Origin of the sequence: Parabacteroides sp. AF39-10AC (assembly GCF_003635405.1) — a bacterium.
Classification (GTDB): domain Bacteria; phylum Bacteroidota; class Bacteroidia; order Bacteroidales; family Tannerellaceae; genus Parabacteroides; species Parabacteroides distasonis.
Map to the genome: position 1 here is coordinate 73,103 of NZ_QTLP01000021.1, position 25,658 is coordinate 98,760.

Annotated in this window: 25 protein-coding genes and 1 pseudogene; 20 read left to right on the forward strand and 6 right to left on the reverse strand. The window is 45.8% G+C overall.

The window, feature by feature from the left end; all coding sequences use genetic code 11:
* Positions 1 to 28: 28 nt before the first annotated feature.
* From DW033_RS17515 to lpxA, 6 genes are all read left to right on the forward strand, one after another.
* Positions 29 to 1,195: an AIR synthase related protein gene (locus tag DW033_RS17515; protein ID WP_005864354.1), complete on the forward strand. Its 1,167-nt coding sequence runs from the start codon at positions 29 to 31 to the stop codon at positions 1,193 to 1,195.
* A gap of 9 nt (positions 1,196 to 1,204) precedes the next feature.
* Positions 1,205 to 2,314 (forward strand): peptide chain release factor 1, encoded by a 1,110-nt coding sequence (gene prfA / locus DW033_RS17520; protein WP_005854384.1) that lies wholly within the window; start codon positions 1,205 to 1,207, stop codon positions 2,312 to 2,314.
* Between the two features lie 32 nt (positions 2,315 to 2,346).
* Entirely contained in the window at positions 2,347 to 3,189 is an 843-nt protein-coding gene (pyrF, locus tag DW033_RS17525; RefSeq protein ID WP_122382986.1) for an orotidine-5'-phosphate decarboxylase, read from the forward strand.
* An 89-nt stretch (positions 3,190 to 3,278) separates the two neighbouring features.
* Positions 3,279 to 4,322, forward strand: coding sequence for a UDP-3-O-(3-hydroxymyristoyl)glucosamine N-acyltransferase (gene lpxD / locus DW033_RS17530; RefSeq protein WP_005864351.1), 1,044 nt, complete (start codon positions 3,279 to 3,281; stop codon positions 4,320 to 4,322).
* Between the two features lie 6 nt (positions 4,323 to 4,328).
* Positions 4,329 to 5,714, forward strand: a complete 1,386-nt coding sequence (locus tag DW033_RS17535) for a bifunctional UDP-3-O-[3-hydroxymyristoyl] N-acetylglucosamine deacetylase/3-hydroxyacyl-ACP dehydratase (RefSeq protein WP_122382987.1) — start codon at positions 4,329 to 4,331, stop codon at positions 5,712 to 5,714.
* A gap of 17 nt (positions 5,715 to 5,731) precedes the next feature.
* Entirely contained in the window at positions 5,732 to 6,517 is a 786-nt protein-coding gene (gene lpxA / locus DW033_RS17540) for an acyl-ACP--UDP-N-acetylglucosamine O-acyltransferase (RefSeq protein WP_009018102.1), read from the forward strand.
* 101 nt (positions 6,518 to 6,618) lie between these two features.
* Here lpxA and DW033_RS17545 read toward each other — a convergent pair.
* Positions 6,619 to 7,475 (reverse strand): annotated as a pseudogene (locus tag DW033_RS17545) (PD-(D/E)XK nuclease family transposase).
* Between the two features lie 121 nt (positions 7,476 to 7,596).
* A complete protein-coding gene (locus DW033_RS25225) occupies positions 7,597 to 7,722 on the reverse strand; it encodes a hypothetical protein (protein WP_255419887.1) in 126 nt (41 codons plus the stop codon).
* Positions 7,723 to 7,794: 72 nt separating this feature from the next.
* On the opposite strand from DW033_RS25225, the gene DW033_RS17555 reads away from it, so the two are divergent.
* Positions 7,795 to 8,355 (forward strand): hypothetical protein, encoded by a 561-nt coding sequence (locus DW033_RS17555; protein ID WP_005854369.1) that lies wholly within the window; start codon positions 7,795 to 7,797, stop codon positions 8,353 to 8,355.
* The gene (gene miaA, locus DW033_RS17560; protein ID WP_122382989.1) at positions 8,355 to 9,254 is read left to right on the forward strand and encodes a tRNA (adenosine(37)-N6)-dimethylallyltransferase MiaA; all 900 of its coding nucleotides are present in this window, start codon (positions 8,355 to 8,357) and stop codon (positions 9,252 to 9,254) included. The genes DW033_RS17555 and miaA overlap by 1 nt, the downstream gene beginning before the upstream one ends.
* A 127-nt stretch (positions 9,255 to 9,381) precedes the next feature.
* Here the strand turns inward: miaA and DW033_RS17565 are convergent, their stop codons facing one another.
* Entirely contained in the window at positions 9,382 to 9,753 is a 372-nt protein-coding gene (locus DW033_RS17565) for a DMT family protein (protein ID WP_005854365.1), read from the reverse strand.
* Position 9,754: 1 nt separating this feature from the next.
* Positions 9,755 to 10,501 (reverse strand): tRNA 2-thiocytidine biosynthesis TtcA family protein, encoded by a 747-nt coding sequence (locus DW033_RS17570; protein WP_121962638.1) that lies wholly within the window; start codon positions 10,499 to 10,501, stop codon positions 9,755 to 9,757.
* Positions 10,502 to 10,612: 111 nt separating this feature from the next.
* On the opposite strand from DW033_RS17570, the gene DW033_RS17575 reads away from it, so the two are divergent.
* The 5 genes from DW033_RS17575 (at position 10,613) to rpiA (ending at position 15,237) form a co-directional block, all read left to right on the forward strand.
* On the forward strand, positions 10,613 to 12,061 hold the full coding sequence (locus DW033_RS17575; RefSeq protein ID WP_057327240.1) for a tetratricopeptide repeat protein: 1,449 nt from the start codon (positions 10,613 to 10,615) through the stop codon (positions 12,059 to 12,061).
* 8 nt (positions 12,062 to 12,069) lie between these two features.
* Entirely contained in the window at positions 12,070 to 12,558 is a 489-nt protein-coding gene (locus DW033_RS17580) for an NfeD family protein (RefSeq protein ID WP_009275728.1), read from the forward strand.
* A gap of 10 nt (positions 12,559 to 12,568) precedes the next feature.
* Positions 12,569 to 13,561 (forward strand): flotillin-like protein FloA, encoded by a 993-nt coding sequence (gene floA, locus DW033_RS17585; RefSeq protein WP_005854361.1) that lies wholly within the window; start codon positions 12,569 to 12,571, stop codon positions 13,559 to 13,561.
* An 88-nt stretch (positions 13,562 to 13,649) separates the two neighbouring features.
* Positions 13,650 to 14,519 (forward strand): nucleoside phosphorylase, encoded by an 870-nt coding sequence (locus DW033_RS17590; protein WP_057327239.1) that lies wholly within the window; start codon positions 13,650 to 13,652, stop codon positions 14,517 to 14,519.
* Between the two features lie 13 nt (positions 14,520 to 14,532).
* Complete coding sequence (gene rpiA / locus DW033_RS17595) at positions 14,533 to 15,237, forward strand: ribose 5-phosphate isomerase A (protein WP_005864338.1); 705 nt, start codon at positions 14,533 to 14,535, stop codon at positions 15,235 to 15,237.
* Here rpiA and DW033_RS17600 read toward each other — a convergent pair.
* Together DW033_RS17600 and DW033_RS17605 are read right to left on the reverse strand one after the other, a co-directional pair.
* Positions 15,227 to 15,973, reverse strand: coding sequence for a nitroreductase family protein (locus tag DW033_RS17600; RefSeq protein ID WP_057327238.1), 747 nt, complete (start codon positions 15,971 to 15,973; stop codon positions 15,227 to 15,229). The two genes, rpiA and DW033_RS17600, sit on opposite strands and share 11 nt — an antisense overlap.
* Before the next feature lie 21 nt (positions 15,974 to 15,994).
* On the reverse strand, positions 15,995 to 17,179 hold the full coding sequence (locus tag DW033_RS17605; RefSeq protein ID WP_036617201.1) for an AAA family ATPase: 1,185 nt from the start codon (positions 17,177 to 17,179) through the stop codon (positions 15,995 to 15,997).
* 77 nt (positions 17,180 to 17,256) lie between these two features.
* On the opposite strand from DW033_RS17605, the gene DW033_RS17610 reads away from it, so the two are divergent.
* The 7 genes from DW033_RS17610 to DW033_RS17645 all read left to right on the forward strand — a co-directional run bounded on the left by DW033_RS17610 (position 17,257) and on the right by DW033_RS17645 (position 25,319).
* Positions 17,257 to 18,375, forward strand: coding sequence for a DUF362 domain-containing protein (locus tag DW033_RS17610; RefSeq protein WP_008773563.1), 1,119 nt, complete (start codon positions 17,257 to 17,259; stop codon positions 18,373 to 18,375).
* 8 nt (positions 18,376 to 18,383) lie between these two features.
* On the forward strand, positions 18,384 to 19,769 hold the full coding sequence (gene mnmE, locus DW033_RS17615) for a tRNA uridine-5-carboxymethylaminomethyl(34) synthesis GTPase MnmE (protein WP_057326341.1): 1,386 nt from the start codon (positions 18,384 to 18,386) through the stop codon (positions 19,767 to 19,769).
* Between the two features lie 386 nt (positions 19,770 to 20,155).
* Entirely contained in the window at positions 20,156 to 21,616 is a 1,461-nt protein-coding gene (locus tag DW033_RS17625; protein WP_048694598.1) for a helix-turn-helix domain-containing protein, read from the forward strand.
* Positions 21,617 to 21,723: 107 nt separating this feature from the next.
* Positions 21,724 to 22,842, forward strand: a complete 1,119-nt coding sequence (locus DW033_RS17630) for a site-specific integrase (RefSeq protein WP_122382990.1) — start codon at positions 21,724 to 21,726, stop codon at positions 22,840 to 22,842.
* 167 nt (positions 22,843 to 23,009) lie between these two features.
* Positions 23,010 to 23,768, forward strand: a complete 759-nt coding sequence (locus tag DW033_RS17635; protein ID WP_122382991.1) for a hypothetical protein — start codon at positions 23,010 to 23,012, stop codon at positions 23,766 to 23,768.
* A gap of 100 nt (positions 23,769 to 23,868) precedes the next feature.
* Entirely contained in the window at positions 23,869 to 24,243 is a 375-nt protein-coding gene (locus DW033_RS17640; protein WP_048694588.1) for a helix-turn-helix domain-containing protein, read from the forward strand.
* Between the two features lie 2 nt (positions 24,244 to 24,245).
* A complete protein-coding gene (locus tag DW033_RS17645) occupies positions 24,246 to 25,319 on the forward strand; it encodes an AAA family ATPase (protein WP_048694584.1) in 1,074 nt (357 codons plus the stop codon).
* The last annotated feature ends 339 nt before the right edge of the window (positions 25,320 to 25,658 follow it).

The following is a 25,658-nucleotide window of genomic DNA, read 5'->3' on the forward strand; positions in this document are numbered from 1 at the left end:
ACCTTTGCGGTTCAAATAATATAGTACAATGAGTGATCAACGTTATAACCTGCGAGGCGTTTCCGCTTCAAAAGAAGATGTTCACAACGCGATAAAGAACATCGATAAGGGAATTTTTCCGAAAGCGTTCTGTAAGATCATCCCCGATATCTTAGGCGGTGATCCTGAATATTGTAATATTATGCATGCGGATGGCGCCGGTACCAAATCGTCCTTGGCGTATATGTACTGGAAAGAGACCGGAGATCTTTCGGTGTGGAAAGGTATCGCCCAAGACGCTCTTATCATGAATATCGACGACCTGCTTTGTGTAGGTGCCGTAGACAATATCTTGGTCTCTTCTACAATTGGACGTAACAAGCTGTTGGTTCCGGGCGAGGTGATCTCGGCGATCATCAATGGAACAGATGAGTTGCTGGCAGAGTTGCGTGAGATGGGCGTTGGTTGCTATGCGACAGGTGGCGAGACCGCAGACGTTGGCGACTTAGTTCGTACCATCATCGTAGATAGTACGGTCACTTGCCGCATGAAACGTTCGGACGTAATCGACAATAAAAATATCCAAGGAGGAGACGTGATCGTAGGTCTGGCATCTTCCGGACAAGCCACTTACGAGAAAGAATACAATGGAGGTATGGGAAGCAATGGTTTGACCTCTGCCCGCCATGATGTCTTCTCCAAGTATTTAGCGCAGAAATATCCGGAAAGCTACGATGCCGCCGTTCCCGAAGAATTGGTTTACTCCGGAGGATTGAAACTTACGGATAAGATCGAGGAATTAGGGATAGACGCCGGAAAGATGGTGCTTTCGCCGACACGTACCTATGCGCCGGTAATTAAGGTATTGCTTGATAAACTACGCTCCCAGATCCATGGCATGGTACATTGTTCGGGAGGGGCTCAGACAAAAGTTATGCACTTCGTAGAGAACAAGCGTGTAACCAAGGACAATCTCTTCCCTATCCCACCGTTATTCCGCACGATTCAGGAGCAGAGCGGTACGGACTGGAGCGAGATGTACAAGGTATTCAATATGGGACACCGGATGGAGATCTACATCGCTCCCGAGCATGCGGAAGAAGTAATCAGCATCTCAAAAAGCTTTGGTATTGATGCGCAAATCGTGGGTTTCGTAGAGGAAGCTGATAAAAATGAATTGATTATCGAAAGCGAGAAAGGTCGCTTCACCTATTAATAAAGATAAATGGCCGAAAATAGTTTACTTGGTAAATTAGACGGATTAGTGAGCCGTTTCGAGGAAGTCGGTACGCTTATTACCGACCCGGCGGTGATCGCCGACATGAAACGGTTCGTAAAACTGAACAAAGAGTACCGTGATTTGGAGAAAATCGTGGGAGCTCGTTCGGAATACGTGAAAGTATTGAACGGGATCGAGGAAGCGAAAGCCTTGCTTGAGTCCGAGCAAGATCCGGAAATGCGGGAAATGGCTCGTGAAGAGCTGGATACCTGCAACGAACGTATTCCCGCTTTGGAAGAAGAGATAAAATTATTGCTCGTTCCCGCTGATCCGCAAGACGACAAGAACGCGATCGTTGAGATACGAGGAGGAACGGGAGGTGACGAAGCCGCCCTTTTCGCCGGTGATCTATATCGTATGTACGTGAAGTATTGCGAACTGAAGGGATGGAAAATAAGCGTGTCTAGCTTTAGCGAAGGCTCATCCGGCGGTTTTAAGGAAATCATCTTCACGGTATCGGGCGAGAAAGTATACGGAACGTTGAAGTATGAGTCCGGTGTACACCGTGTACAGCGTGTACCGGCTACGGAGACGCAAGGACGTGTACATACCTCCGCCGCCACGGTCGCCGTATTGCCTGAGGCGGATGAATTTGATGTTGAGATTAATGAAGGGGAGATTAAATGGGATACCTTCCGCTCCGGTGGTGCCGGTGGTCAGAATGTAAACAAGGTGGAATCAGGTGTCCGTCTGCGTTATGTCTGGAAGAACCCCATTACAGGTGTGAGTGAGGAAATCTTGATCGAATGTACGGAGACACGAGACCAACCGAAGAACAAAGAAAGGGCGCTTACCCGTCTTCGTTCGTTTATTTATGACAAGGAACACCAGAAATACCTAGACGATATCGCCAGCAAGCGTAAGACCATGGTATCTACCGGTGACCGCTCCGCGAAGATCCGTACTTATAATTACCCGCAAGGGCGTATCACGGATCACCGTATCAATTACACGATCTATAATCTTTCAGCCTTTATGGACGGTGAAATTCAAGATTGCTTGGATCACCTGATCGTAGCGGAGAACGCTGAGCGATTGAAAGAGTCTGAATTGTAAACACATCCAATCATTTCATACTGAATAAGAAAATGAACAAACAACAACTATTCGAGAATATAAAAAAGAAACAATCCTTCCTTTGTGTCGGATTAGATACAGATATAAAAAAGATCCCGCAGCATCTATTGTCGGAAGAAGATCCTATTTTCGCGTTCAATAAAGCGATCATCGACGCTACCGCCGATTATTGCGTCGCTTACAAGCCGAATCTGGCTTTTTACGAGAGCCTCGGCACAAAGGGTATGATGGCTTTTGAGAAGACTGTGGCTTACTTACGGGAGAATTATCCCGATCAATTTATCATCGCCGACGCGAAACGCGGTGATATCGGAAATACCTCCGAGATGTATGCCCGTTCTTTCTTCGACCATATCAAGGTAGACGCCGTAACGGTCGCTCCCTATATGGGCGAGGATAGCGTAAAGCCATTCCTGATCTACCCGGAGGCTTGGGTAATCTTATTGGCCTTGACCTCCAATAAAGGTTCACATGATTTTCAAATGACAGAAGACGCGAATGGTGAACGTCTTTTCGAGAAAGTACTAAAGAAATCGCAAGAATGGGCTAACGATGAGCAAATGATGTATGTAGTGGGCGCTACCCAAGGCAAGATGTTCCTTGATATCCGTAAACAGGCCCCGAATCATTTCTTGTTAGTTCCGGGCGTAGGCGCTCAAGGTGGAAGCTTGGCAGAAGTAGCTCAATACGGGATGAACGACCAATGCGGTCTTTTGGTAAATTCTTCCCGTGCGATTATTTACGCGGATAAGACGGAGGCTTTCGCCAACGTAGCCCGCGAGGCGGCACATGCCGTACAGAAAGAAATGGCCGGTTATCTATACGATAAGGGAATTATTCCCTGCAAAGCATAGGCTATATAAAGAATTTTCACCATTTTTGCAAACTAACTGTCTATAAACAGCGGACAGTCAACGAAGATACATATATAATTGAATAAGTAATGGAGTTTTCAGCCCAACAAATTGCCGGCTTCCTGAACGGAACGATCGAAGGAGATCCGAACGTTAAAGTCAGCAACTTCTCTAAAATAGAAGAAGGAAAGCCAGGTACATTGACCTTTTTGGCGAATCTTAAATATGCGCATCATATTTATAATACCGAGGCAAGCATTGTTTTGGTGAATAATGATTTCAAACCGGAACAACCGATAAGAGCCACACTTGTAAAAGTAGAGAACGCTTATGCGGCGCTCGCGATGTTATTAAATTTGGTAGAGCAATCGAAGAGCAAAAAGAAGGGGGTTGATTCTACCGCTTTTATCGCCGCTTCCGCGACCGTGAGCGACGATTGTTATGTCGGTAACTTCGCCTACATCGGAGAAGGCGTAAAAATGGGTAAGAACTGTATGGTATACCCGCACGCTTATATCGGTGATCACGTGACGGTAGGAGATAATTGCGTATTTTATCCGCATGCCACCGTTTACGAGAATTGTACAATCGGCAATAATTGTATCCTTCATGCCGGTAGCGTAGTTGGAGCCGACGGTTTCGGATTCGCTCCCGAAGGTGAGACTTACAAGAAAATCCCGCAATTAGGCAACGTTATTATCGAGGATGATGTAGAGATCGGAGCCAATACGACAATTGACCGTGCGGTGATGGATTCTACGATCATTCGCCGAGGCGTTAAGCTGGACAATCTCGTACAAATCGCTCATAACGTGGAGGTAGGCGAGAATACCGTGATGGCGGCGCAAGTCGGCATCGCCGGTTCCGTAAAAGTAGGAAAGCATTGTATGTTTGGCGGACAAGTTGGTCTGGCCGGACATATCCATGTAGCGGACCATGTCGTATTCGGAGCTCAGGCTGGCGTTATCAGTGACGTGAAGGAAGCGACGACATTGCTCGGGGCGCCGGCGATCAACGCTAAGAACTTCATGCGTTCCAGTGCGATCTTCAACCGTCTTCCGGATATATACCGCTCGCTGGGGCAAATGCAACGGGAAATCGAACAACTCAAGAAAGAAATTAATAAACAATAAAGACCTATGCAAAAACAGAAAACGCTTGCGGCAAGTTTCTCCTTGAAAGGAAAAGGGTTGCATACCGGATTAGATATAGAGATTACGTTTAATCCCGCACCCGAGAACCATGGATACAAGATCAAACGTGTCGATATGGAAGGCCAACCGACGATTGATGCCTTGGCCGAGAACGTGGTTAATACACAGCGAGGTACGGTGCTTAGCAAGAATGGCGTTCAAGTAAGTACGATCGAGCATGCGATGGCTGCTTTATACGCTTACGAGATCGATAACTGCTTGATCGAGGTAAACGCACCCGAATTTCCGATCCTAGACGGAAGTTCTCGCTTCTTCTCCGAGGAAATCCAAAAGACAGGGGTCGTTGAGCAAAACGCTCCGAAGGATTATTATATCGTAAAGCACAAGATCGAGGTAAAAGATGAGGAAACCGGTTCTTCGTTGATCATCCTTCCGGATGATAAGTTCAGTGTGAACGTATTGATCTCATTCGATTCGCCCGTGCTTTCCAACCAATTCGCCACGTTGAACGATCTCAGCGAATTCCCGACAGAATTGGCGGCTTCACGTACGTTCGTATTCGTACGCGAAGTGGAGATGTTGCTCAACCACAACTTGATCAAGGGTGGCGATTTAGACAATGCGATCGTTATCTACGACCAGAAGATACCGCAAGAATCTTTGGATAAATTGGCAGATATGCTGAGCATCCCTCACAAGAACGTGCAAGAATTAGGCTATATCAATAACAAGCCGCTTGTATTCGATAACGAACCGGCACGTCATAAATTGATCGACGTGATCGGAGATATCGCCTTGATCGGTAAGCCGATCCGCGGACGTGTGATCGCTACCCGTCCGGGACATAAGATCAATAACCAGTTAGCTCGTATGATCCGCAAGGATATCAAGATGAACGAGGTGCAAGCCCCGGTATACGATCCGAACCGTGAGCCGGTGATGGATATCAACCGTATCCGTGAATTATTGCCGCACCGCTATCCGTTCTTATTGGTTGACAAGATCATCGAGGTTGGCGGGAACTATATCGTAGGTGTAAAGAACATCACGACCAACGAACCGTTCTTCCAAGGGCATTTCCCTCAAGAGCCGGTCATGCCGGGAGTTCTACAGGTTGAGGCTATGGCACAAACAGGTGGTTTGCTAGTCTTGAATTCCGTAGATGAGCCAGAGCGTTATTCTACCTACTTCATGAAAATAGATGGCGTGAAATTCCGCCAAAAAGTCGTTCCGGGCGATACGTTGATCTTACGTCTGGAATTATTGGCACCGATTCGCCGCGGGATCTCTACCATGAAAGGGTATGTATTCGTTGGTGATAAATTGGTTAGTGAAGCCGAGTTCATGGCTCAGATTGTAAAAAACAAATAATAAGATAAAGTACGATAATGAATATATCTCCTCTAGCAGTCGTTCATCCAGAGGCCCAGATCGGCCAGAATGTAACTATCGATCCGTTTGCCGTGATTGAGAAAGATGTCGTAATCGGTGATAATTGCCATATATATTCTCACGCCGTTATCTTGGATGGCGCACGGATTGGTAAAAATTGCAATATTTTCCCGGGAGCGGTCGTTGCCGGTATCCCTCAAGACATGAAATTCGCGGGGGAAACCACGACGGCGGAAATCGGAGATAACACGACGCTTCGCGAATGCGTGACGATCAACCGGGGTACCGCTTCCAAAGGCAAGACCGTGGTAGGTCGCAATTGCTTAATCATGGCTTATTCGCACGTGGCCCATGATTGCGTCTTAAAAGACCATATTATCATCGGTAACGCTTCGCAAATCGCCGGGGAGGTAGAGATTGATGATTTCGCTATCGTAAGCGGAGGTTCCTTGGTGCATCAGTTCACCCGTATATCCAAGCACGTGATGGTACAAGGCGGTTCTCGTATCGGAAAAGATATCCCTCCTTATACCTTGATCGGCCGTGATCCGATCGTTTATTGCGGTATCAATATCGTAGGTTTACGTCGCCGGGGATTCACGAATCAGCAGGTATTCTTGATTCAAGACATCTATCGCACGCTGTATACCCGAGGCTTGAATAATACGGAGGCGCTGAAAGCGATCGAGACCGAGTACGAGCCTAGCGAGGAACGGGATTTGATCCTCAATTTCATCAAGTCTTCCAGCCGGGGTATCGTAAGAGGTTCGATCGACGAATAAGCGACACGGACATCCGAACAACCAAAAACAAATCGGCGCAAATCCGCATCTTACGATGAGGGGTTTGCGCCGATTCGCTATTTATGTCGCCAAAAGGTTATTTATAGGGTAATTCCCGTGATCTGCCGGATCATTTCAAGATCGATCCCCATAGCTTTCATCTTCTTGGCGTTTTCTAGATTCGCTTCTGCCTTACCTTTCGCCTCGCCTTCCGCCAGTCCTTCCATATGTCCTTCCATATGTCCTTCCATACGTCCCTCAAGCTTCGCCGAATCCAACACGTCATTTTGTATCATGACCGCATTCAAGTGTTCGTCATAAGCGTGTCTGTCCTCAGGAGTCATGGAGTAGTATTTTAATTTTTCTCGAGCTTCGCCTAATCCCGGAGCCATGGTGCCGGGACGGATCGTTCTGTCCTTAAGGTAGTTCATCCATTCCTCTAAGGGAGTGACGGCTACCTTATCGAACTCGTTGACCCGTATAAGTATGTATTCGGGGAAAATCTCGGAAGGTAGCCGGGAAACAATCGCATTCCTCTCTTTCGTGTTGACTACCAATTGATCCTTGGTATGTACGCCGATGAAATGATTCTGCCCGTGATAAAGGTAGTCCTCGCCCAGTGATATGTACTCGGTTATGGTTTTCGCCACGCCATAGAGTACCTGTTCGAGATAATATAGCTTGCGAATATTTTGTATTTTCACGATGATGATCTCGCCCTTGTCGTTAAGCGCCTTGGCGTACACCCTGTTGAACTTGTCATCCTCATGACAGTTGATTACCCTCGCTCTCCAGCAGCTCCACGATGGTAATCTTCTCTCCAAGAAAAAACCGTGAGAAAACCCTCCAGCACACCGAAGTTGGCTTTTTGCCGGAGCAGTCTCTTGATCGCCCAATCGAAACGTATGTATCGGTCTTTTAATTCTTTTATGCGTTGATCCTCCTTTTTTTTATCCATAGTTGATAGGTTTTAAGTTACGGCCCAATAGCGAGCGGTGCCATAAAGATATGTCATTTCGGGCGAAAGACAAAAGATTGATATCTGATACTGTGATTTTTATTATTTACCCATATTACAATTACCTATTCAAGGTGACAACTGCCGCTAATATCTCAGCCGCAGGTTCCGTCTCTTTGACGAAGGTTGAAGACGAAGCTACGACGGTCGCCTCAGATACAGGGATCAGATGCGCACCCTCTTTCATTATTTATAGCGACGTATATTGGGTATATCCATATTTTTACTACTTTTGAGGCGATAATAAAACTAAACAACTATGCTATTTAGATTTCTAATCCTATCAGATGAAGCAGATGACTTCAAGCGCGAGATCAAGATTGATTCCGAGTCTACTTTCTTGGATTTGCAAAACGCCATCCTCGACTCTGTAGGTTATACAAAGGATCAAATGACCTCTTTCTTCATATGTGACGATGACTGGAGTAAAAAGACAGAGATCACATTAGTGGAGATGGATACCTCTTCCGAGGAAGACAGCTATGTCATGGCCGATACTCAACTGGAAGAATTGTTGGAAGACGAGCACCAAAAACTACTTTTCGTTTTCGATTATATGACCGAACGTGCCTTCTTCATGGAACTTCGTGAGATCGTTCCGGGAAAAGACTTGGATGCTCCTATTTGCAGCAAATCGGTAGGTACGCCTCCCGCCCAAATAGTTTCTTTCGATGAGTTCGAGGCTAAGAACGGTAGCACGGACGTAGGAGAAGATTTTTACGGTGACTCCGAATACGATATGGACGAATTAGACAAAAGCGGCTTCGACGGTTTAGGCGAAGGTCCGATGGATAATCCTTACGACGACGAGCGCTTTTGATGAATTCCCTCGTTATATTACTTGGGCCGACAGGAGTCGGAAAGACCGAGTTAAGCCTCCAAGTGGCGGAACGTTTCGGCTCTCCGATTATCTCTTCCGACTCCCGTCAGCTCTATAAAGACCTTCCGATCGGCACGGCTGCCCCTACACCGGAACAAATGGCACGTGTCAAGCATTATATGGTAGGCACTCTCTCGCTTACCGATTATTACAGCGCCAGCAACTTCGAGGAAGATGTGGTCTCCCTCCTATCCGAATTACATAAAACGATCCCGACCGTCGTAATGACCGGAGGCTCTATGATGTACATCGACGCCGTATGTAAAGGTATTGACGATATCCCGACGGTTACACCGGAGATCCGGGATGCCCTATACATGCAATTTGAAACCGAGGGACTAGCCCCTATCCTCGCTGAATTAAAAGAAGCAGACCCTGTCCATTATGAGGAAGTGGACCGGAATAATTACAAACGAGTGATCCATGCCGTAGAGATTTGCCGGATGACAGGCAAGCCTTACTCCTCCTTCCGCACGAACATTAAGAAAGAGCGTCCGTTCCGGATCATCAAAGTAGGGCTTAATAGAGATCGTGACGAATTATGCGACCGCATCAACCAACGTGTAGATCAAATGATGAGCGAAGGATTATTGGAAGAGGCTCGCCGGGCTTATCCCTTCCGTCATTTGAATTCCTTGAACACGGTAGGTTATAAAGAATTATTCAATTACTTCAGCGGAGAATGGACATTAGACCTCGCCGTGGAGAAAATCAAACGAAACTCCCGGGTCTACGCCCGGAAGCAAATGACTTGGTTTAAACGGGACCCAGAAATAACATGGTTCCATCCGGATGAGACCGAAGCTATATTTGCACATCTGAGCCAACAGATCATATAGCGTTTTAACAATGCCCATTATAAGGAGCTTACAATGGGCATTATAAACATGCTTGAATAGGCATTGTAAGCATCTTACAATAGGCATCAAGGTTTTCCGCTGATTATCAAAGCCAAACGCAACGACTTTATTTCTTGAAAACCAGATAAACCGCCGCTACCAAGAATACGAAAGCAAGCGCATGGTTCCATTTAAACGACTCCCCCTTAAAAGCGATGGTACTGAAGGCCACGAATACCACCAACGTAATCACCTCTTGGATCACTTTCAATTGAATCAAGTTGAACGGCCCCCCGTTATCCCGGAAACCGATGCGATTCGCCGGTACTTGGAAACAATACTCAAAAAAAGCGAGAAACCAACTAAACAGGATTACGCCAAACAAAGGAAGATGCTCAAACCAACTGAATTGTTGCTTCATCTTCAAATGACCATACCAAGCGCATGTCATAAAAATATTAGACACGATCAATAATAAAATCGTATAAACACTTTGCATATTATCTTATTTTTCGAGGTAAATAATCTTCTTGTATATTCGTCATGCTCCCCCAAAGGCTGTAACGGGCCTCCGGATTGATCGCTTCCAGACTTTTCAGCAGCTCTTTCATATCCGAACGACTGGAACCCGACTCATAAGGACAGTTCTTCAATTGTTTCCGGTACCCTTTCCATGCGGCGACCTGAATCAACTCCCTCTCTTCCACCAGACACATCGGACGGATAATCTCCATATCAAACTTATCCATTTTCAACCGGGGAGGCATTGTTCCGAAAGCCCCTTGGTGGGTCAGGTTCATCACCAGTGTCTCTAGGATATCATCTTGATGATGCCCTAGCGCAATCTTATTGCATTTATGCGCCTTAGCGATCTCAAACAAAGCTTTCCGGCGAGTCCAAGAGCATAAAAAGCAGGGGGATTTGCGAGTGTCCGTAGAAGGATCGAAACTTGTCTCATGGACAATGAAAGGCAAATCATGCTCCTCCGCACAACTTCTAAGATATTCCCGATCCGAACAATAAGGGATATTCGTCATCACGATATGCGCTACCACGACCTCAAACCGAGGACAATAGATTTTCGACCTGCGCCCCAGTAAATCCACCAAGGCCAAGGAATCTTTTCCTCCGGACAACCCGACCAAGATCCGGTCGCCATCATTGATCAAGCCATAGTCGAAAATCGCCTTCTTTACCTTATCCTCTATCTTACGAAACAAACGTTCGTCCGCTGTCAATTTTGCCATATCTTTTCTTTACGGGCGCAAAATTATACATTTATCTTTTCGATTTGTATGCCTCTACAAAAATATTCTTATCTTTGAAACTGCATAACTATATAATCTAGAATAGACAAAATGAAACGGTTATCCAAAAAGCTGCTTTATACGCTAGGAGTTACACTCCTATGCGGAGGAATGCAACTACATGCGCAAAGTCTTGATCAGGCAAAAAAATTATATAACGACGGGAAATACGCAGAAGCCAAACCTGTGTTCGAGAAACTAGTGAAACAAGCGCCAAGCAATGCCTCTTATAATCAATGGTATGGTGTTTGCTGTTTCGAGACCGGAGATTTAGCAGGAGCGGAGAAACATCTTAAGGTCGCCGTAAAGCGTAGGGTACAAGACGCTTATCGATACCTTGGAGAAGTATACTACCAGACCTATCGTTTTGACGAAGCCGAGGAGATGTTCGACGAATACATCACCCTCCTAACAAAAAAGAAACAAGATGTGGAGCCTTACCAGATCCGTATGGACTTGGCGAACAAAGCAAGCCGTATGCTTGATAAGGTAGAGAATGTCCAGATTATCGATAGCTTGGTCGTTGATAAAGATGATTTCTTATCAGCCTATACCTTAAGCGAGGAAAGCGGTACGTTGACCACTTACCAAGATTTCTTCCAGACTAACGATCCGGGCAACTCATCGGTATACATGAACCAGAAGGGGGATAAGATTTATTACGCCCACTCGACAGACGGTAACCACAATTGTCTTTTTACCCAATCCAAGCTCATGGATCAATGGGGAGACGAGAAACAGTTACCGATGAATATCAATAGTGACGCCGACGATGGGTATCCATTCGTGCTATCCGATGGCGTAACGATTTATTACGCATCCAAAGGGAACGGCTCTCTGGGCGGATATGATTTATTCGTCACTCGTTACAACATCAATTCCGATACTTATCTTACACCGGAGCAATTGGGCATGCCCTATAACTCCCCGTTTAACGATTATATGATGGTGATCGACGAAGCCAAGCAATTGGGATGGTTCGTTTCCGATCGTTATCAACCGGAAGGAAAAGTCTGCGTATACTTATTCATCCCGAATGACAACCGCGAGCGAGTAGATAGCGAGGATGTCGAACTAAAACGTGCCCGGGCCTCTATTGCCTCGATCAAGGATTCATGGAAACCCGGATCGAATTACGAAGAGCTTATTCATTTAGCCCATACCGAGATTCCTTATGGACGTATAGAAATAAAGAAAGATTTCACGTTCCCGATCCATGATGATATCGTTTATTACACCTTGGACGATATCCAAAGTCCGGAAGCGAAGAACTACTACGAGAAAGTAGTTTCCATCCATAAACAGATCAAGGAGTTAAATGAGAAACTAGAGAGCTTACGAGCCAGCTACATCAAAGGGAACAAGGCGAAGCGAGAACAACTGAAGCCTACGATTCTTGATGCGGAAGAAAAGTTAAACAACCTGCTCGGCCAACCGGACGAATGGGAGAAAAAGGCACGTAACGCAGAGATCGTATACCTAAGAAACAACCATAAATAAGAAGAACTATGCTACTGGACATAGCCATCATCGTCTTCCTCATGGTAGCGGCCATCCTACTGATACTGGCAGAGATATTCCTTCTTCCGGGAATAACACTCGCGGGTATAGGCGGGGCTATTTTCGCTATCGGCGGAGTCGTTTTCGCTTATACGGTAGGTATATGGGTAGGGCATCTGACTTTATCCTTATCAATCATTACATTCGGAATAATCTTCGCTTGGTTATTGCGTTCCCGGTCTTTTAACAAGATCGCTTTAAAGACAGATATCGATTCCAAGCTGACATCCAGCAGGGATCTCGGAATAGAACCCGGAGACGAGGGGATCACGCTCTCACGCTTAGCCCCTATCGGCAAGGCCCGGATTAAAGGTATTAACGTGGAAGCGAAATCTCAAGACGAATTAATCGATGAGAACACGCCGATCGTAGTGATCAGGGTAGACAGTTACAACGTAATTGTCCGTCCTAAAGAAGAAACAAATATTCACGCTTAATTTTTTATATATGGAAATAACCTTTTTGCCACTTATCCTATTGGGGGCCGCAGTACTTCTGCTGGCAATCTTTTTCTATTATGTGCCGTTCCTGTTATGGATCTCGGCCAAAGTATCAGGAGTCAATATCTCCTTGATCCAGTTATTCTTGATGCGTATCCGAAAGGTTCCTCCCTACATCATCACTCGTGCGATGATCGAAGCGCATAAGGCAGGAATAAAGACGCTTACACGCGACGAGCTGGAAGCGCACTATTTAGCGGGTGGACATGTCGAGAAAGTAGTGCATGCGCTGGTTTCCGCGTCGAAAGCGAATATCGACCTTCCTTTCCAGATGGCTACCGCTATCGACTTGGCCGGACGTGACGTATTCGAGGCTGTACAAATGTCGGTAAATCCGAAAGTGATCGATACCCCTCCGGTAACAGCGGTAGCGAAAGACGGAATCCAGTTAATCGCCAAGGCACGTGTCACCGTTCGTGCGAATATCAAGCAATTAGTGGGTGGTGCCGGAGAAGAGACGATCTTAGCCCGTGTAGGTGAAGGTATCGTATCTTCCATTGGTTCATCCGAAAGCCATAAGACCGTATTGGAAAATCCGGATTCCATCTCGAAATTAGTGCTTCGCAAAGGGCTTGACGCCGGAACAGCTTTCGAAATCCTTTCCATCGATATCGCCGATATCGATATAGGTAAGAACATCGGCGCTTTCTTGCAAATGGATCAAGCTCAAGCGGATAAGAATATCGCTCAGGCGAAAGCCGAGGAACGCCGTGCGATGGCTGTCGCCCTCGAGCAAGAGATGAAGGCGAAAGCACAAGAAGCCCGTGCCAAGGTGATCGAGGCAGAAGCGGAAGTTCCCAAGGCAATGGCAGACGCTTTCCGCACAGGAAACCTAGGCGTAATGGACTATTACAAGATGAAGAACATCGAGGCGGACACTTCTATGCGTGAAGCGATAGCTAAACCGACCGGTACTCCATCAAAACCATTAAAGGACTAAAATAGTTATATACATGGAACTATCTCCAAGGGCAGGGTCGCACCTTGCCCTTTTATGATTAAAAGTAAACTTAATTAGCTGATCGAATATGAGAACAATCCCCGCTTCAGAATTAGCGATCCATTCAGATGGTAGTGTTTTCCACCTGCATTTAAAACCAGAACAACTCGCGGATCGTGTGGTACTTGTTGGTGATCCCGCACGGGTTACAACCGTCGCTTCCTATTTTGAGTCTCAGGAATGTGAGGTTTCCAGCCGGGAGTTTCATACCATCACGGGCCAATACAAGGGAAAACGTATCACGGTTGTATCCCATGGCATCGGTACAGATAATATTGATATCGTATTAAATGAGTTGGACGCTCTCGCTAATATTGACTTCTCAACCCGTACGATCAAGCCGGAATTCAAGCAACTTTCCCTAGTTCGTATCGGGACTTCCGGAGGGTTACAGCCATTTGTCCCGATTGGGACTTATGTAGCTGCGGAGAAATCGATCGGATTCGATGGAGTCATTTATTTCTACGCAAATAGTAATTCCGTTCGTGACGCAGACTTGGAATCTGAATTAATAAAACAGCTTGATTGGCGGCTTAGCGGCATATGGCCTTATGTCGTATCGGCAGATCCATCGTTGATCGAGCAAATCACCCGTAATGATATTATCCGGGGAACGACTATCGCGGCCAATGGCTTCTATGGGCCGCAAGGACGTGAGCTCCGATTGCCCTTGACCGATCCAGAATTGAACCGGAAAATAGAAGCTTTCGATTATAACGGGCGAAAGATTACGAACTTCGAGATGGAGAGCTCCTCTTTAGCTGGTCTGGCCGCTCTCATGGGACACCGGGCAATGACCGTATGTTGTATTATCGCCGGACGTGTGGATAATCATATGAATACGGATTATAAAGGTTCTTTGGAGGAACTGATTGAAACTGTATTAGACCGTATATAATAATATCAAGACTATGAAGTGGGATCATTCACTAATCGATACGTTGGAATGGGGGAATCAGATCTCCCATAAGGAAGATAAAATAAAGATAGCGGACCTTATCGCATCTAAAGTCGAAAACGGACAAGTCATAGGTGTTGGCTCCGGTTCTACCTCCTATCTAGCGTTAATTCGCATAGCGGAACGTATCCGGACGGAACGTCTTTCCATCTTGGCGATCCCCACTTCATTAGAAATCCGGATGACTTGCGCCCAGCTAGGCATTCCGGTTACCAGCCTGTTTTCCCACAAGCCGGACTGGACCTTCGATGGGGCTGATGAAGTAGATTCCCACTTTAACTTGATCAAAGGGCGTGGAGGCGCCATGTTCAAGGAAAAGCTATTAATCAGCTCCAGTCCGCAGACCTATATACTGGTCGATCCTTCCAAGAAAGTGGAGAGGCTGGGAGCTAAATTCCCGATCCCGATAGAGATTTTCCCGGAAGCTCTCACCTATGTAGAGGACAGACTCCAGCGATTGAATCCCGGTGAGATAAAACTTCGTATGGGGCAAGGTAAGGATGGACCGATCATTACCGAGAATGGCAATATGATCCTAGACGTATGGATGGACTATATCCCTGAAAATACAGAATCCACTCTCAAGTCGATTACGGGCGTACTCGAGAGTGGACTCTTTATGAACTATAAGGTAGAAGTATTAGGGCTTACTTCATGAATCCTTGTTGTTTCAATACCTTCAAGAGCACCTCGGAGAAATGTTCACTATTTTTCTTCGTATAGCGTACGTCCGTAAAGACCTGCGCCAGTGTTTCCTTATTATTCTCCCTTACAAACTGCTTATTCACCTCTAATGCCTCTTTCTCACTATACAAGGCATCGATGGAAGCCGGAGTAAAGTCCGTATAAGTCTCGTTTTGTACCACAGCCGCCAATGGTAAACGTTCTACTTGAGGGGGTATAGGCTCTGCCGGATAACCCACCGTAACCGTAACGATCGGGACAACCAGACGGGGAAGAGAAAGCGCCTCAATGATCTGGTCCGCATTATAAGCCGTCGTACCCAGATAGCAAATGCCTAAGCCTTTTTCCTCAGCGGCATTGCAGAAACTCTGGGCGAACAACATCGCATCTATCGTCGAAGCGATAAACGTTTGTAAATTATCGAATCCGGCCTCCGCTTTCCTGCACTCCGCCCATTTCACGAAACGGTTCGCATCCGCACAAAAAGTAAGTACCACCGGGGCTCCCGTAATCATTGGTTGGTTAAAATGAGCCGGAGCCAGTTTCTCCTTGTTCGCAGGGTCGCGGGTAACCACGACACTATACAATTGCATATTTCCTGTATTCGAGGCACGAGTAGCCACTTCCAATAATTCATTCAGCAAAGACTCCGGGATATCCTGATCCGTATATTTACGGATACTTCTTCTATTCTTCATGCATTCTAACATAGCAATCCTATTTTTAAATTCTCAATAACTAAATCCTAATATCCATGCCGGCATACGGTTAAACACGCTTTTCGGTAACCCGTAGATAGCCGCATAAGCGTCGGGTACGAAGCGGAGACGATCATATCCCCTTAAGGGATCACCTACGGCGAAGATATATTTACCGCCAATCAAGAAATCTCCGTTCTCCATGAATTCCACGTTCGCCACGGAACGCATCTGGCTTAAGAAATAGGTTTCACACATCAATTGCCGATTCTCCTTATCTCCGAAAAAAGAGATCAGCAAGTTGGTATCCCCCATAAAGACTTTCTGCTTGGCCGGAGTGGTTCCCAGTTGGTCTGCCGAGTAATAAATAAGCCTCACATCATGAAAGAAACGCAACAGGCTATCGCTTTGCTGACGAAGCATATTTGTCTTACGGGTTACATCAATCGATTTCGGACGTAAAGGAGCCGACTCAGCCACCATCATAAAATATTTTTGAGCTCGTTCCAGATTACTCATCGAAATAGAAACCACCGAAGGCAAATCCCGGCAAATCTCTTTTCTCACTAATTCTTGCAGACGGAAATAATACATATCCGGGTCTTGCCAATAAAAAGGATAACATCCATGTTCCAGATAGTTCCGGTAAATCGGCACAATATTCATCTCCGCATTGATCTCCTTCACCAAATCATGATGGTTCGCTAAGATATCCTCCAACGGAATGGGATCTTTATCCAGAATGCTTTCGTAAGAAAGGAATTCACGGAACGACATCGGATGCATGGTATAAAAAGCAGCCTCATGCCTTAACCCGTTCCGCACCTCTGTCTGCGAGTACAAAGAAGTGGTAGCGAAAACAATCTTTAAGGCGGGGTTGGCATCCAATAAAGCTGAGACCTCTTCCATCCAGCCCGAATAGAAATGGATCTCATCCAAAAACAAATAATGCCCCCCAGCTTGCAGGAACTCCTTAACCGCATCGGTCAATGAATGTGTCTCAAACCAGAAATCATCCAGATTCACATACAGGGCTTCCCGTGAATCTTCAAATTTCAACTTAATATGCTGTAACAACAAGGTAGTCTTACCAACCCCTCGAGAGCCGAAGATGCCGATTAACCGATCCTCCCACTCTATCCGTGCATGCAAATAACGCAGGAATGTACAATTTATTCCTTTCAACAATAGCTGATGATTCCGCTGAAGCAAGTCCATATACAAATCTGTTTTACGCGAATATAAAAAATGTTCCGTGTTTTTCGTACCTTTGTCAACACTAAACCAATAAAAAGATGAATACATCCAAAGTCTACTTTACTAATTTACGCACGACCCCCAGCAGCAACCTGCTGGATAAGATGGAACGTCTGGTAAAACGTGCCGGTATCGCCAATATCGACTTCAAAAATCAATTTGTAGCCATTAAGATCCACTTTGGCGAACCGGGGAATTTGGCATACATTCGTCCTAATTACGCCGCTCGCTTGGTAAGCCTGTTACGTGAATTAGGCGCGAAACCGTTCCTTACCGATTGTAACACCTTATACTCGGGCCGCCGCTCCAACGCTGTCGATCATCTTCAAAGCGCCATGGAAAATGGGTTCAATCCCATGTCCGCCGGTTGCAACGTTATCATCGCTGATGGCGTGAAAGGTACGGACTACCGGGAAATCGAGATCGACGGGCAATATTGCAAGGCCCCGAAAATAGGTGCCGCTATCGCCGACGCCGATATCATCATTTCCATGAACCATTTCAAAGGTCACGAGCAAGCCGGTTTCGGCGGTGCGCTGAAAAACCTCGGGATGGGATGCGCCAGCGTAGGCGGTAAACTGGAATTACATTGTGCCTCACAACCCCGTATCGATACGGAGGCTTGTAAAGGCTGTAACATCTGTGTAAAGCACTGCGCTCACGATGCCATCCATTTGAATAACAACCGAAAGGCCGAAATTGATTACGAGCGTTGTGTAGGTTGCGGGCAATGTGTGGCTCTTTGCCAGTACGACGGTGCCGTAATGGGCGAAGGTGATACTTCCGAGCGATTGAATTACAAGATCGACGAGTACACGAAAGCCGTATTAGCAGACAAGCCTCATTTCCATGTTAGTTTTATCATGAACGTATCTCCGGAATGCGATTGCTGGAATCATAACGATGCCGCCATCATCCCTGATTTGGGGATCGCCGCATCTTTCGATCCGGTGGCCTTGGATAAGGCTTGCGCCGATATGGTTATCAACGCTCCTATCATTGGAGGTAATAAATTAGCCGAGACTCATCCTCACGAACACCTTGAGGGAGAGGATAAATTCCATTTGATTCATCCGGATACGAACTGGCAAGCCGGCCTACGTTATGCGGAGGAAATCGGACTGGGTTCTCAAGCGTATGAATTAATAACGGTTTAATAGACGGAATGAGTACAATTTGCGCTATATCTACAGCTCCGGGAGTAGGAGGAATCGCAGTGATCCGTGTCTCCGGGCCGGATGCTTTCAAGATTTGTGATCGGATATTCCGGCCGAAGAAGGCAGGTAAGAGTTTATCTACCCAAAAGGCTTATACCTTAACGTATGGTTCCATCGTCGGTAACAATGACGAAACCATAGATGAGGTGATCGCCGCTGTTTTCCGTGCCCCCCATTCTTTCACGGGGGAAGATACGGTGGAAATCACCTGCCACGGCTCGACGTATATCCAACAACAAATCCTGCAATCCCTTATCTCCAGCGGATGCCGTATAGCGCAACCGGGTGAATATACGCAACGTGCTTTCATGAATGGCAAGATGGACCTTAGCCAAGCGGAGGCCGTTGCGGATTTAATCGCCTCCACTTCGGCTGGCCAACATCGTTTGGCTCTAAGCCAGATGCGAGGTGGTTTCAGCAAGGAACTTGCCGAACTTCGGAACCAGCTGCTCCATTTCACCTCTCTCATGGAGCTGGAACTGGATTTCAGTGACCATGAGGAATTAGAGTTCGCTGATCGTAGCGAGCTTCGCACGCTTGCGGATCATATCGAACAGGTCATCTCCAAACTCGCCCAATCTTTCAGCGTAGGTAACGCTATCAAAAACGGTATTCCCGTCGCCATCATCGGTGAGACGAACGCCGGCAAATCTACTTTACTAAACGCCTTGTTGAACGAGGATAAAGCGATCGTCAGCGACATCCACGGAACGACCCGTGACGTTATCGAGGATACGATCAATATCAACGGCCAGCTCTTCCGTTTCATCGACACCGCCGGTATCCGTGAAACAAGCGATACGATCGAAGCTCTTGGTATTGAACGTAGTTTCAAGGCTCTAGACCAAGCGCAAATCGTCATCCTCATGTACGACTTAACCCGTGACCTCAAGGATTTCGAGGCTTTCTATCAAGAAATAGCTCCGAGATTAACGAATAAGTCTGTTATCTTAGCGATGAACAAATGCGATGTATTACCCACATCCTCTCTCCCAACCTTCTCTTTCCCCACCGAAGGCTGGCATCAAATCGCTATTTCCGCCAAAGGCAAGCTGCATATCGCAGAGCTACAACAACTCCTCACGGAAGTATCTTCCATCCCCACCCTCCACCAAAGCGACATCATCGTAACGAATGCCCGCCACTTCGAGGCGCTTACGCATGCGCTGGAAGCTATACATAGGGTACAAGAAGGTTTGAACTCCAGCCTTTCCGGGGATTTCATCTCGCAAGATTTACGGGAGTGTATATTCCATTTATCGGATATCGTAGGAGAGGTTACGACGGATCAGGTGTTGGGGAATATATTTCAGCATTTTTGCATCGGGAAATGATGGCTTGTAAGCAGCCATAAACAACCATAGCCAATTAGAAGAAAGCCGCTGAGAACCAGTGGCTTTTCTTTTTATGCTGTTTTCAGTCAAATCGGACTGGTTGCGGATTTCCAGCATCATTTTGTACCATAATTCTACCGCCGAACAAATAAGCGGACACTTCGCACTCATCATAGCGACATCTTAGGCACGATGTGAGACGCAATGAGAATGTGCCAAACCGCTATAGAAGACACAGTGTGAGACGCTGTGAGAAATTGTGAGACGCGTTGAGACAGAATCGACGAAATTAAAGGCGACGAATATTGCCGAAAGTCGAGTGCAGACAACAACCTCGTGTTGATTGTATGCCGAGACCAAGGCATATATGTGCAAAAAGCAAATATATGGAAGTACAGAGAAAATGCCAGTGGTGCGGCAAACCATTTATAGCACACACAATGGTAACACGCTATTGCAGCAAATCGTGCAATGAAAAAGCGTACAAAGAGAAGAAGCGGAAGCAACGATTGCAGGCTTACGAGGAACGGCAAAATGAGCAGCCCATGCAGGAAGTCGGCATCGTGGGAAGCAAGTTGTATCTCTCCCCTGCCGAAGCCGCTACCCTTTTAGGTATCAGTCGTGCGACAATCTATCGCCACATGGCTGTCGGAATCATCCGGGCTTTACAACTTCGTGGGCGTACCATTATCCGCAAGTCGGACATTGAAAAGATGTTCGATAATGCTCCTGATTACAAGAAACGTAATTATGGAAGGAAGCAGACTGCACTCTATTACACCACGAATGAGGTATTGGAGAAGTACCAAATCCAAAAGAAAACCCTCTACCGCAGATGCAAGCTGTATAACATTCCGAAGATTGAAGAGGGCAATCGGGTATTTTACAACCGCAGTCTTATAGACAAATACTTCGCGGACCTTGCCGAGGAAATCAATCCAGCGAGTTACTATACTCCGGAGCAGGTTATGGACAAATACGGTATGAGCCGTAATGCCGTTGTCACCTTTGCCATGCGACACAATATCCCCCGAATCAACCGCCACCACGAGGTGTATTATTCCCGTGCCCATATAGACGCGATTAAGGAAAAGCAGGAGAAGCTGAATCCCGACTACTATACCTACGATGAAATCACCGAGAAATACGGACTTACCAAGATTAATATCAGCTACTATGTCAACAAGTACGACATCAAGCGGTTCAAGCAAGGAAGCCGGACAATGGTGCTCCGTTCGGAGTTTGAAAAAGTCTATATTGAGCATCGTGATGGAACATATACGCCCAAGAAACGGGAAAAGGAATGCGACCGGCCGAAAGAAACTTTTGTAATCCCTGAAGGCTATTACTCATCCGAACAAATTGCAACGACCTATCAGATGAACAGGAAAACCATTTGCAAGCTGTGCCGTGAAAACGACATTCCTAAAATCAGTCATGGTGGGTTCAACTATTACGAGCAACTGTCAGTTGACCGATTCTTTGCCAAGTACCAAGCGGCTGACAATATCAAGGAATGGATTGGTGCAGAGCAAATGGAAGAAATCTACGGCATGAGCAAAGATGCCCGATGTTCGTTTGTGCATCGCCATAAAATCCCGTCCCGTGTCGTTTATGGCAAAGTCCAGTATTCAAAAGACCATATCGACATCATCAAAAACGGTGGCTTCGACCAACGGGAAAGGTATTACAGCGTAGCCGAAGCGATGGAAAAATACGGCATTCGCAGGGATGATGTCTACAATTATGCGAGGTACAACAGCATACGGAAGATGCACCACGGCAAGTCGATGTTCCTGCTGAAAGAGGATTTTGACAAGGTTATGGCTGAAAAATCCGGCATCTGAGAATTATTCTGCACAGACAAGAATCATTTTCAGTAATGGCAGTCATCAGCGTTGTTTCATTGTATTGATTTGCAACAGATTATTCACCAAATATAATATTTATCATTATGCACGAATGTAAAACTGTAACATTGAGGACAAGACCTCTAAAGAAAAACATGTTGTCGTTCTATCTGGATTATTATCCCGGTTATCGCGACAAAGAGAGTATGAAGGTAATCCGTCATGAATCTTTGGGCATCTACATCTATGCCGACCCTAAGAATCAACGGGAACAGAACTTCAATGCCATCATGTCGGAAAAGGCGGAAGCTATCCGATGCCGACGTTTTGAATCCATCGTCAATGAGCGGTATGATTTCTTTGACAAGAGCAAGATGAAAGGAGATTTCCTTGCCTATTATAAGAAGACACTCCGCAAGCACGACCAGAAATGGGAGTTCGTCTATCTGCACTTCTGCAATTTCGTGGGCGGTAAATGCTCATTCGAGGAGATTGATGTGGACTTATGCAACAAGTTCAGAGAGTATCTGCTCAATGCGAAGCAACTGAGACGTCCGGAGCGTCCCATATCACGCAATTCAGCCGTGGGCTACTGGTCCACATTCAGAGGATTCCTCAAAATACTCTATCGCAATAAACTGATTCATTCCAATGTAAACGATTTCTTAATGAAAATAGAACCGGAAGATGTCGTCAAAGATTATCTCAGCGTAGAAGAACTGTACAGATTGGCAGAAACACCTTGCAAGATACCGGTACTGAAAACCGCCTCGTTGTTCTCTTGCCTGACAAGTTTGAGAATAAGCGATATTCTCACATTGCGATGGGAAGAAATCGTTGACTTTGCAGCCGGAGGAAAATGCGTCCATACCGTCACTCAAAAGACAAAGACAGAAGATATCATACCCATTAGTGACGAAGCCTTGCAATTAATCGGCTATTCCCCGGAAAAGACAGGGCTGGTATTCAAAGGTTTGAAAAGATGCTGGACGCAATACCCCATGAAAGAGTGGATTCGAACTGCCGGTATCACCAAAAACATCACGTTCCACTCGTACCGGAGAACATTTGCCACCTTGCAGGCGGCTGCCGGAACTGACATCCGAACCATTCAAAGTATCATGGCGCACAAAAGCATCACCACTACCCAACGATACATGAAAGTAGTGGATAGCAACAAGCGAAAAGCCAGCAATAAAATCTCCCTGATTCGTAAGAACTAACGGGCATAAACACCGCTTTTTATACGGTTAGAGTATGATTTCTGAGTATGATTCATATTCTAACCATAATTATTTATAAATATCTGTCCAACAACCATTAGTATTTATGGTTATATAGAAATTAGTGCTGAACTTTGTGGCATAGAATTGTAAACAATCACAACTATATGGAGAATAATGTACAAGTTCAGAAAACAGCGGACATCAGCAGTCTCGTTGGAGTGGTAATCGTTTCACTCTCGGCACTCACCGCATACAATCTTGGTGAAAAGTTCAATCACTACATCCTGTTTGATGTCACCATTTTTATTATTTCTTTGGTAATGCTCATTTTGACCTTTGCCGTATTCCGCAAAGTAATGGTGGGACTTTATAAGAGTATTAACAATTGTGCCATAAAAGAGCAAGTACAAAATAATTGTTCGCAAGAGGTTAGCCCAAATAATTCTATAACAGAGACTCAACCGGTTATACTGAAGCAAATGCCTGACAGTTTGGAAAAATATGAGAGCATTCTCGTGGAAGAGCAACTGAAAGAGGTGAAACGGAAAAGGGATACCATGATAGCCATCCATGAATATGTGGTGGAAAAGACCTCGAAATATCTGTCAAAGGAGAATATCAGCACGTTATTCCACAATATCGAGTGTCTTGCCGAAAATCGGGTGACAGACTGCCAGCCAATCCATTCAACGAAAGAAACGAAGCTCAGTTCTCCCTCTTTAAGACATTTGGCTTGGAATATCGGAGAACGGCTTGGAGTCTCCCGCCGCGACAGGGCGGTATTTATCAAATCATCTTTCCCATACGAATTGCGAAACGCTGATATAGAATATCTGGAAGCCTATTTGCGTGTTAATGCCCCATGCGACATCCCTATTGACGTGCCGGACAAAGGAGATTTCCGCTTTCATAACAATACTTGAGAATTAAACCGTGCAGACGGTAATCATTCTTCCTGCTGACGAATTTCTGTAAGATTTCATTCTATTGGTTTGCAGCATATTAATTTAAATTATTGATAATATGACTGCAACTGAGTTAACTTTTAACGACCTGCCGAAAGTGGTAGGCGAACTATGCGAGCGAATCGCAAGTATGGAAAATTTGCTTAGAGACACTCTTAACCGTCAAAGTGAACCAAAGGAGAATCTGCACGTACCTATGACGGTACAGGAAGCCTGTGCATATCTGAAAATGCCGATCTCCACCTTTTATTACAAGATAAAGAAGGACAGCATTCCGGTAATCAAGCAAGGAAAGCACCTCTATATCTATCGTGACGAGCTCGACAAATGGCTGGAAGCATCACGCAAAACGTCAGTACCTCTCACATACGATGAGGAAAACGAAGCGATGTATGCCTCACATCGTCGCAAGCCTAACCCTAAAAACTGGTGAGTATGGAAACGCCAACACCCATTCAAGATCTTGCCCAGGTCGCTACAAGATGGCAAGATACCATGCTCAGCTTGGAAAAGGAGTACGAGCAGGAGCCGGAAGTTCTGAAAATAGGTGGAGTGCCTGTCGGGACATTGGGAAATTTCAGTGCATCCATAGGCAAGGCTAAAAGCAAAAAGACTTTCAATGTGTCTGCTATGGTGGCAGCAGCTTTGTCCGGAAAGGAAGTCCTTAACTACACAACGGATTTTCCTGACGGGAAAAAACGCATCCTTTACATTGACACAGAGCAGAGTCAGAACCATTGTATGATTGTGATGCATCGTATCATGGAACTGGCAGAGTTGCCGGCTAATGAGGATTGCGGCCGTTTCTATTTTCTCGCTCTACGCAAATTCAATCCGAAGGAGCGTTTGGCTATCATAGACGATGCCATCAGTCAGATTGAGGGTCTCGGTTTCGTGGTGATTGACGGAATACGTGACTTGGTTTATGACATCAATTCACCGAGTGAAGCCACATGCGTAATATCCAAACTTATGCAGTGGACTGACGAGCACCAGATTCATCTTCATACCATCCTTCACCAGAACAAAAGCGATGAAAACGCACGAGGGCACATTGGCACGGAAATCAACAACAAGGCTGAGACTGTCATCCAAATCGAGAAAGACAAGGACGACAGCAACATCAGTAAAGTGGAAAGTGTGCATACCCGTTCCAAAGACTTCCTGCCATTCGCTTTCTGCATCAATGACCAATCACTTCCCGAACTTCTGCCGGACTATGTGCCGACAAAGAAGAGCGCAGGTCGTCCCAAACAGGAACCGTTCTCCCCTTATAGGGATATTCCAGAAGCCATCCATCGCAAAGCTCTCGAACTGGCTTTTGACGGTAAAGAGACTATTTCGGGATATAAGGCTTTGGAAGAAGAACTGACCACTGCCTACGAACTGGCAGGAACGAAATTGAATCACAACAAGATTGTAGAGTTGATTAAGTTCCTCACGAACAAACGGATGGTGATTCAGGAAAGCCGTGGCATTTATCGGTTCATGCCTGATTATCACTACTAATCCCCCACTTGACTTTATTCTAAAAGTGCCTATTCGTATATAAGTCAAAGTTCAAGCGCAACGACTGGTTTCATGATAATTCACGGAATCGGTCGCTGCCATTGATTGGGCTTGCCCGTTGTACAGACATTATCTTATATGGGTAGCATAATCCCCCAAGCAACCAATCGGTCGTTTGAGATTACCAAATCCTTCAGCAAGCTGATTGATGAGAAAAAGGCGTTATTTGGACATTTTTTCTTTTTGCCAGCTCTGGTATTACTTTCTCGACAAAATACGAATTTCGGGTAGTGTTTCACTTAGTGTGTCCGGAGCCGGTCTTTCGGAGTCTTTAGATGT

Bases quoted from the DNA above. Each gene is read 5' to 3' on its own strand.
- DW033_RS17625 (WP_048694598.1), top strand. From the start codon at position 20,156: ATGGAAGTACAGAGAAAATGCCAGTGGTGCGGCAAACCATTTATAGCA.
- DW033_RS17640 (WP_048694588.1), top strand. From the start codon at position 23,869: ATGACTGCAACTGAGTTAACTTTTAACGACCTGCCGAAAGTGGTAGGC.
- DW033_RS17600 (WP_057327238.1), bottom strand. From the start codon at position 15,973: ATGTTAGAATGCATGAAGAATAGAAGAAGTATCCGTAAATATACGGAT.
- DW033_RS17590 (WP_057327239.1), top strand. From the start codon at position 13,650: ATGAGAACAATCCCCGCTTCAGAATTAGCGATCCATTCAGATGGTAGT.
- lpxD (WP_005864351.1), top strand. From the start codon at position 3,279: ATGGAGTTTTCAGCCCAACAAATTGCCGGCTTCCTGAACGGAACGATC.
- DW033_RS17565 (WP_005854365.1), bottom strand. From the start codon at position 9,753: ATGCAAAGTGTTTATACGATTTTATTATTGATCGTGTCTAATATTTTT.
- rpiA (WP_005864338.1), top strand. From the start codon at position 14,533: ATGAAGTGGGATCATTCACTAATCGATACGTTGGAATGGGGGAATCAG.
- mnmE (WP_057326341.1), top strand. From the start codon at position 18,384: ATGAGTACAATTTGCGCTATATCTACAGCTCCGGGAGTAGGAGGAATC.
- DW033_RS17605 (WP_036617201.1), bottom strand. From the start codon at position 17,179: ATGGACTTGCTTCAGCGGAATCATCAGCTATTGTTGAAAGGAATAAAT.
- DW033_RS17515 (WP_005864354.1), top strand. From the start codon at position 29: ATGAGTGATCAACGTTATAACCTGCGAGGCGTTTCCGCTTCAAAAGAA.
- DW033_RS17630 (WP_122382990.1), top strand. From the start codon at position 21,724: ATGCACGAATGTAAAACTGTAACATTGAGGACAAGACCTCTAAAGAAA.
- prfA (WP_005854384.1), top strand. From the start codon at position 1,205: ATGGCCGAAAATAGTTTACTTGGTAAATTAGACGGATTAGTGAGCCGT.
- pyrF (WP_122382986.1), top strand. From the start codon at position 2,347: ATGAACAAACAACAACTATTCGAGAATATAAAAAAGAAACAATCCTTC.
- miaA (WP_122382989.1), top strand. From the start codon at position 8,355: ATGAATTCCCTCGTTATATTACTTGGGCCGACAGGAGTCGGAAAGACC.
- DW033_RS17610 (WP_008773563.1), top strand. From the start codon at position 17,257: ATGAATACATCCAAAGTCTACTTTACTAATTTACGCACGACCCCCAGC.
- floA (WP_005854361.1), top strand. From the start codon at position 12,569: ATGGAAATAACCTTTTTGCCACTTATCCTATTGGGGGCCGCAGTACTT.
- lpxA (WP_009018102.1), top strand. From the start codon at position 5,732: ATGAATATATCTCCTCTAGCAGTCGTTCATCCAGAGGCCCAGATCGGC.
- DW033_RS17575 (WP_057327240.1), top strand. From the start codon at position 10,613: ATGAAACGGTTATCCAAAAAGCTGCTTTATACGCTAGGAGTTACACTC.
- DW033_RS17645 (WP_048694584.1), top strand. From the start codon at position 24,246: ATGGAAACGCCAACACCCATTCAAGATCTTGCCCAGGTCGCTACAAGA.
- DW033_RS17580 (WP_009275728.1), top strand. From the start codon at position 12,070: ATGCTACTGGACATAGCCATCATCGTCTTCCTCATGGTAGCGGCCATC.
- DW033_RS17535 (WP_122382987.1), top strand. From the start codon at position 4,329: ATGCAAAAACAGAAAACGCTTGCGGCAAGTTTCTCCTTGAAAGGAAAA.
- DW033_RS17555 (WP_005854369.1), top strand. From the start codon at position 7,795: ATGCTATTTAGATTTCTAATCCTATCAGATGAAGCAGATGACTTCAAG.
- DW033_RS17635 (WP_122382991.1), top strand. From the start codon at position 23,010: ATGGAGAATAATGTACAAGTTCAGAAAACAGCGGACATCAGCAGTCTC.
- DW033_RS25225 (WP_255419887.1), bottom strand. From the start codon at position 7,722: ATGAAAGAGGGTGCGCATCTGATCCCTGTATCTGAGGCGACCGTCGTA.
- DW033_RS17570 (WP_121962638.1), bottom strand. From the start codon at position 10,501: ATGGCAAAATTGACAGCGGACGAACGTTTGTTTCGTAAGATAGAGGAT.